This window comes from Kitasatospora sp. NPDC114501 (assembly GCF_055633695.1).
The window spans coordinates 1-7,204 of the sequence record NZ_JBVKDS010000040.1 but is presented as its reverse complement, the minus strand read 5'-3'; the positions used below and the strand labels follow the sequence as shown (position 1 = coordinate 7,204).

Sequence of the window (7,204 nt, the reverse complement as noted above, 5' to 3'; positions counted from 1 at the left end):
CGCCGACCGCTACCGCGCCGGAGTCGTCCTGGCCTCCCTGATCCTCTGGCTCCGCGACGCGACCAGATGACCATTTGTCAGACACGCCTTAGTACCTGCTGGTCTCGAAGTCGATGACCTAGCTTCGTTCACGAAAAGCGGTTCTGGTCCAACTCCTGTGAAACGGTGGCGCTGGGTGACGATCACGCCTTGGCGTAGGCGGCGCGGGTTGTCAGCGGCGAGTGCGATGATCAGCTCCGTGGAGCGCTACACGGCTGACCAGATCAAGGTAGTCACCTTCGAGGAGCACGTGCGGGCTCGTCCTGCGATGTACTTCCGGGTCGCCCGGGAAAGTCCTGAGCTCCCGACAGAGATTCTTCAGCAGGTGGTGTGGGACGCGCTGCACCACCGCGACGGCACGCATGGCCAGATCAGCGTGGAGATCGAATCGGACCTGGTCTTCAGCGTGGAGGATAACCAGCGCCGTACTGGCGACGAGCGGGGAAGACCTGTCCCTGGATTCTTCGGTTCTCTTCTCGACAAGGAGCGATGGGCGCCCGCGGCGGCCGCGGTCCTCAGCGTCCGTACTGTTGTTGAGGTGCGGCTGGACGGGCGAGGCTTCCGCCAAGAGCTGGCCGGGGCGGTGTCGGCGGGTAATTGGAAGGAGTTCGCCACATCCAAGCCCTCCGGTACACGGACCACATTCCAGCTGGACCCGTCGTACTGCGGCCCCGACGAGGCCATCGCCTGGTCGTTGCGTCCGGAGGAACTGCACGGCCGGGAATGCGACGCGAGTCCTTCGCCGGTGACCTTCTCTATTCATGACCTGCGCGCAGAAGCTGAGAGCTCAGCTGGCGAGTAGGACTCGCTTCCGCAGGAGCGCGAAGCTGGCACGGCCGTACATTTGGCGCTTGATCATTTTAAAAGTTACGTGGAATCTGCCGGGGTGATCATGTCTCTCCGGTGCAACCACGGACTTGAGATGTGTTGAGCGGCACGACGGTGCTGATGGAGAAGTGGCCGGTGCTCGGCAGGCATGAGCAGGCGGTGACCTGGCTGACGATCTGGACGGATCTCGGACGTGCGCCCCGCACGATCGATGCCTATGCCCGTGGGCTGGCCGAGTACCTGGTGATGTGCGAGCGGGAGGACGTCGACCCGGTCACCGCGAACCGCGCCCACATCGCCCTCTACGTACGGGAGTTGACCTCACGGCCGCACCGTCGGGGCGCGAACGTGGTGGCGATCGACTCAGGGTCGGGGCTGGCGAACGCCACGATCCAGCAGCGCCTGGTGCCGGTCCGCCTGTTCTACGACTTCCTCATGGAGGAGGGCCTGCGCGAGTCCAACCCGGTGGGCCGGGGCCGCTACACCCCTGGGCGCCAGCGGGGCGGGCAGCAGCGCGGGCTGGTGCCGCGGCTGACGAAGCTGCCGTGGATCCCCAGCGAACAGCAGTGGCTGGGGATCCTGCAGGTCGCGCGGGAGGAGTCGGTCCGCAACCGGGTGATGCTGGCCCTGGCCTATGACGCCGCGCTGCGACGGGAGGAGCTGTGCTCGCTGCGGACCGACGACCTCGATCCGGCCCATCGGACGCTGAGGGTGCGGGCGGAGACGACGAAGAACCGGCTGGAGCGGGTGGTGCCGTACTCGGCGTCGACCGGCGTGCTGATGTCGGCCTACCTCGCCCACCGGGCCACGATCAGCCGGGCCAGGGGGTCGCTGTTCCTGTCGGAGTCCCGGCGCAATCACGGACAGCCGCTGACCCTGTGGACCTGGTCGAAGGTGGTCCGCCGGATCGCCCTGGCGGCTGGTGTCCCGCGGTTCTCGACCCACACCACCCGGCACCTGTGTCTGACCGATCTGGCCCGGATGGGCTGGGAGTTGCACGCGATCGCGACCTTCGCCGGCCACCGCAACACCGATTCCACGCTCCAGTACATCCACCTGTCCGGCCGGAACCTGGCCGACAAGCTGGCCCGCGGCATGGAGCACATCCATGCCTGGCGAATACAGATGCTCACGTCCGCGGACGGTACGACGGCGGAGGTGTCGCGGTGACCACACCACTGTCGGCCATCGCCGCCGAGGACGGGACCGGACGCTGGTCCTGGCCGATCTCCCCGCCCCGCGACAATGCCGCGCTGGCAGTGCGACCTGCCGAGGCCAGGGCCGTGGCCGACCTGGGCGTGCGCAATCTGCGGCGACTGCAGTACCACGACCCATCCGCGCCGGGCTGGCGCGTGATCGCGCGGCTGCTGGTTCCGCTGGAGGCGGTCAACGCCGCACTGGACTCCCCGCCCACCCCGCACCGCCGACGGGCCATGCTCGACGTGGTCGCGGTGCTGCTGACGCGGTGCGCGGAGACCGGCAGGACCTTCTGGGGCTGGACCGAGGAGGAATGGTTCCACCTGCTCGGCCGCACGCAGGCCGAGTTCCGCCGGCACGCGCCCGCCTGGGCAGGCGACGAGGTCCGCCCCTATCTCGCGGCGCACGCCTACCTGCTCGGCGGCTTCAACGAGTTCCACCGGCTCGGCAGCTTCCAGCGGCTGACCCTGGCCTGGCGGATCTTCGGACGCGACCGCGTCAACGGCGAGGTCGCACGACTTCGTACGGTCCTGAGCGCCTGGGGCTACCGGCTCGGCCGGGACGAGGACACCCTGCTGCCGATGGTGGCCTGCCAGCTGTTCCTGCTCAACCGCAGCCCTGATCTTGAGGATCTGGACACCGCGCTGTTCGACCGGGTCCGCCGCGACGGGCTGCTGGACGGCAGCCGGCTGAACACCCTGCATGCGATGCAGCGGGCGGTCGCCGAGCTCGGATTCTGTGATTCTCCACGTCCCGGCACCGGCCGCCACTCGGCCCGAGCCAGTGGCGGCGCGCCGATCTGGGAACAGTGGGCCGACCGCTGGCACGCCACCTCGACGATGACCCCGCGCGTTCGCAGCGGCGTCCGCTCGAACCTGCTCAAGGTCGGCCGATGGATCGCCGCTGAACAGCCCGACGCCGCCGATCCGGCCGACTGGACCCGGCAAACCTGCGCTTCGTGGATCGCCGCGCTGGCCCGGATGAAGGTCGGCGACTACGTCCAGCGCATGGTCGGGCTGGGCGACCGTCTCGGCAGGCCGCTGGAGGCACCGAGCAAAGCCGGGCAGATCACCGCGCTGCGGACGTTCTTCCGGGATTGCCAGGAATGGGAGTGGCTGCCCCGCCGCTTCGCTCCCGTTCGCGCGTTGGCCATTCCCCGCAGCATCACCGCCCTCCTCGGACCCGACCCCAGGGTGATCGCCGACGAGGTCTGGGCGAAGCTGCTGTGGGCGGGCCTGAATCTGGAACCCGCCGACCTCCCCCAGACCCGCTCCGGGCACTTCTACCCCTTCGAACTGGTCCGCGCGGTCACGTTGACCTGGCTGTTCTCCGGACAACGCAGCAACGAGATCGCTCGGCTGAAGGTGGGCTGCATCCGCTGGCAGCACGATGGGACACCGATCGCCGGCGACTCGCAGCAGGTCCTGGCCCGCGACGCGGTCTGCCTGCTCGACGTCCCCACCCACAAGACCGGCACCGCCTTCACCAAGCCGGTCGACCCAATCCTCGGCCAGGCCGTCGACGCCTGGCAGGCCGCGCGCCCCGACCAGCCGAAATTCACCGACCGCCGCACCGGCGAGCTGGTCGACCCGCTGTTCGCCGTCCGGGCCCGCCGCGTCTCCACCAGCTACATCAACAACACCGTCATCCCGATGCTCTGCCGCAAGGCCGGAGTCCCGGCCGCTGACGTCCGCGGCAACATCACCAGCCACCGCGCCCGGTCCACCATCGCCAGCCAGCTCTACAACGCCAAAGAACCGATGACCCTGTTCGAGCTGCAGGCATGGCTCGGACACCGTTCGCCGCAATCCACCCAGTACTACGCGAAGATCACACCGAACACCCTGTCCAAGGCCTACTCCGAAGCCGGCTACTTCGAGCGCAACGTGCGCACCATCGAGGTCCTGGTCGACCGCGACGCGGTCGCCTCCGGCGCCGCCGCGGCCGGCGAACCCTGGCAGCACTACGACCTCGGACACGGCTACTGCAGCTACACATTCTTCGAGCAATGCCAGCACCGCATGGCCTGCGCGCGCTGCGACTTCTACACGCCGAAGGCTTCCAGCAAGGGCCAGTTGCTGGAGGCGAAGGAGAACCTGCAGAAGATGCTCATGGCGATCCCACTCACCGACGACGAACGAGCCGCCGTCGACGACGGCCAGGCCACTCTGGACCAGCTACTGGAACGGCTTACCGATACCCCCACGCCAGCAGGTCCTACGCCACGTCAGATCGGTGTCCCAGCCACCGCGACACTCTTGCCGATCGTCAACGTGACCGCCAGTCCCCGAGAGCGCGGTTCGGGAGGTCCATGCTGAACCCACGACAGTCGCGGCCACTGGAGTTCGCGCTGCACTGAACCGCCTCGACCCGGTATCGTGCCATGCTGCGAACCCACACCCTGGCTTGGGAAGAGAAGTGCAGGATGCACATCCTGGATGACCTCACCGGTCTGTCCTCTCGTGCAAAGAGTCTGCTTGAACGAACCGGCTGGCGTGATGATCCGCAGGAACCCCGGCTCTCCACCGAGTTCCTGCGGGTCCGGGACTGCTTCGGCCAGTTGGTTCCCACGCCCATGATGCTCGTGATCCGCCGGGAGGGATTCGAGCAGAAGTACGGCGGACTGCGCTACCAAGTGCGAAGCAACTACACCGTCGAGGGCGAACGCCGCGAGGTGCTTCGTGACTGGCACTATGACCTGGGCCAGGGCATGTGGTCCGGCTCTGCCGATGGCTGGTACTTCGATTGGTTCGGGGAACGTGTCTCCTCCCCAGTGCGCTACTTGGTGCATACGGACGGACGAGTCGGGGTGGACGATGAAGGCGGCATGTTCCTCGAAATCGCCCCGTCCATCCCGGCACTCATCGAATCCCATGCCCTCACCGACGCCGTCTCGACCTGGGACCGCACCATCGCCGAGGTCGACAACTTCGCACTCGCCGAACAGCTCGACGGCCTCACCGACATTCCCGAAGCATCAGGCAGCACCATCCGATGGCGGTTCTCCGACAACGTCGCGGTCGAGGAGTTCCGGAACTGGAGCAGCGACGCGCCACGTCGTTGGCGCGCATTCATCTGGACCCGAGGTGAAGTCGGCCGACGCCAGGTTGAAGAGGCCGCTGCTCGAGCGGCGGCCACACAGCAGACCCTGTCAGCCACCAGATGACGTCCGCTGCTTGACAGAGCTGATTCCACAGAATGATCCGATTGACGTGGCCTTCGACGACGCCGGAGCTCCACGGCAGTGTCAGGCCGGCAGTGACGGCGCCGAGATCGCGTTCGAGGCCGTTGGCGAAGGTGTGGAGGCTGGGCAGGTCGTCGGCGCGGACCGCCTTGATCCACTGGGGGAACTGGTCGTCCTGGAGCTGGGTGAGCATCTTCCCGAACGTGCGGACGTGACCGGTGAGGGCATCCAGTTCGGGGCAGCCAGCGAGGACGGATTTGAGCTTCAGGCGCTCGCTCTCCGGCAGGGTGTCGGGGTGGGTCAGGATCCACCCGGCGACAGTCCGCGGGGACGGCGGACGGGCGGCGGGTGCGGTCGGGGTGGTGCGGAACGGCTGTAGGTAGGCGCGGACGGCTCCGTAGCCGCCTGTGTAGCCGTGTGTCTTGATCTCTTCCCAGAGGGTCCAGGCGTTTGTGCAGCCCTCGGGCCACCGGTCGTGCAGGTGAGCCTTGAAGTCGTCGAGCTTGGTCCTGCGGTTCTGCCACTGCCCCTGGAACAGGTCTTCCGGTCTCGCGGCGTCGGCCAGCCGTTGGACGGTGCGATAGGTTATGCCGAGCCGGCGTTGGATCGAGCGTCGGCTGTGGCCGGCGGCCAGCAGCGTGTGGACGGTGGCGTGCTTGGCGCGGGTGCGGTCGGCGAACCGGTGCCCGGTGGGCCATGGCGACCCGCTCTCGGCCGGTGCCGGAGCCGGAGCCTTCTCCGGTTCCGATGCGGTGAAGGTCGCGCGTAGGCACGGACGGTGGCGGGAGACGCACCGCTCGGCCGCTTCGCCGAGGTTGCGCCAGAGGTGGAACCGGTCCGCGACCTGGACGGCGGTGGGCGCCCCGATCCTGGCACCCTCGGCGAAGAACGGGGCACGGTCACGGCAGACGACCTCGATCCCCGGGTGATCGGCCAGCCAGGCCGCGACCGTGCCTGCCTCGCGATCCGGCAGGAGGTCCACCGGCCTGCGGGTCTCGACGTCGACCAGCACGGTCCCGTAGACACGGCCCTTGCGCATCGCGTACTCGTCGACACCGACCACACGCGGGCTCTGCGGTTGCGGCTCCGGCAGGGCCTCGACCAGTCGCAGGACCGTGTTCCGGCTGACTCTCGCTCCGAAGACGTCGGCCAGCCGGGCACCGGCGCGGCCGGCCAGGGCGAGGCCGACCTCGGCCAGCAGCGACCGCATTCGTTCGGTCCGCTGGCTGTGCCGCCGGGTCAGGCCCGCGACCTGCTCGACGAACGTCCGCCGTACGCAGGAGGCGTCTTCGCACATGAAGCGCCGGACACGAAGTCGCAGCACCACCCGCCGCCCTGCCACGGGAAGATCGGCAGGAAATCGCAGGTAAGAGCCGTGCAACCGCTCCGACCAGCTCCCGCAGCCCGGGCACCGAGCCCCAGCCGCCCGGCATCTGACACCGACTCGGATCAGCTCGCCATCGTCCTGGACCGACTCCACCCTGATCCCCGGATCCGCCAGGAAGAGCAGTTCTTCCAATCGGAGCAGTACCTCGCGCACAGCCCAGAACCATCAACCCGAACGCGGTCGGCACCGGCAGTTTCCGGACGATCTCGGGAGACCTCTCAGCAAGGCCAACAGTCACAGGGAGTAGCTACACCACAGAAGTTGGACCAGAACCTGATTCTTGACAGCGTAGAGCCGGTCCGCACCGAACCCTGTTGCCACGTCGACCAGGAGAACAGTCTGGTCGGGCGCAAGGGCGCCCTCCGTCTTAGAGGAGCTAACAGAACGGCGTTGTGCCCATGTCTGTTCGTCCGTCGGCTCGTTGAGTAGGCCGTGGGGAAGAGACCGCCGTGGTTGGTGTCGGATGACCTGTGGGGCCGGATGGAGCCGCTGCTGCCGGTGCGGCAGCAGCGGCTTCGCAGGATCGGCCGCCCGCCACTGGATGATCGGCGCTGCCTGCAGGGGATCCT

The 7,204-nt window shown here is 67.8% G+C and carries 5 protein-coding genes; 4 read left to right on the top strand and 1 reads right to left on the bottom strand.

All coding sequences use genetic code 11. The annotated features are described in order from the left end of the window. Positions 1–238 precede the first annotated feature (238 nt). From ACZ7RU_RS36950 to ACZ7RU_RS36935, 4 genes are all read left to right on the top strand, one after another. Positions 239–841, top strand: coding sequence for a hypothetical protein (locus tag ACZ7RU_RS36950; protein ID WP_470345389.1), 603 nt, complete (start codon positions 239–241; stop codon positions 839–841). Between the two features lie 125 nt (positions 842–966). Next, positions 967–2,037: a tyrosine-type recombinase/integrase gene (locus ACZ7RU_RS36945; RefSeq protein WP_470345388.1), complete on the top strand. Its 1,071-nt coding sequence runs from the start codon at positions 967–969 to the stop codon at positions 2,035–2,037. Next, entirely contained in the window at positions 2,034–4,382 is a 2,349-nt protein-coding gene (locus tag ACZ7RU_RS36940) for a tyrosine-type recombinase/integrase (protein WP_470345387.1), read from the top strand. Before ACZ7RU_RS36945 ends, ACZ7RU_RS36940 begins: the two co-directional genes overlap by 4 nt. 107 nt (positions 4,383–4,489) lie before the next feature. After that, entirely contained in the window at positions 4,490–5,230 is a 741-nt protein-coding gene (locus tag ACZ7RU_RS36935; protein WP_470345386.1) for a hypothetical protein, read from the top strand. On the opposite strand, the gene ACZ7RU_RS36930 is transcribed toward ACZ7RU_RS36935, so the two are convergent. Continuing rightward, a complete protein-coding gene (locus ACZ7RU_RS36930; protein ID WP_470345385.1) occupies positions 5,136–6,788 on the bottom strand; it encodes an ISL3 family transposase in 1,653 nt (550 codons plus the stop codon). The two genes, ACZ7RU_RS36935 and ACZ7RU_RS36930, sit on opposite strands and share 95 nt — an antisense overlap. Positions 6,789–7,204: the final 416 nt, after the last annotated feature.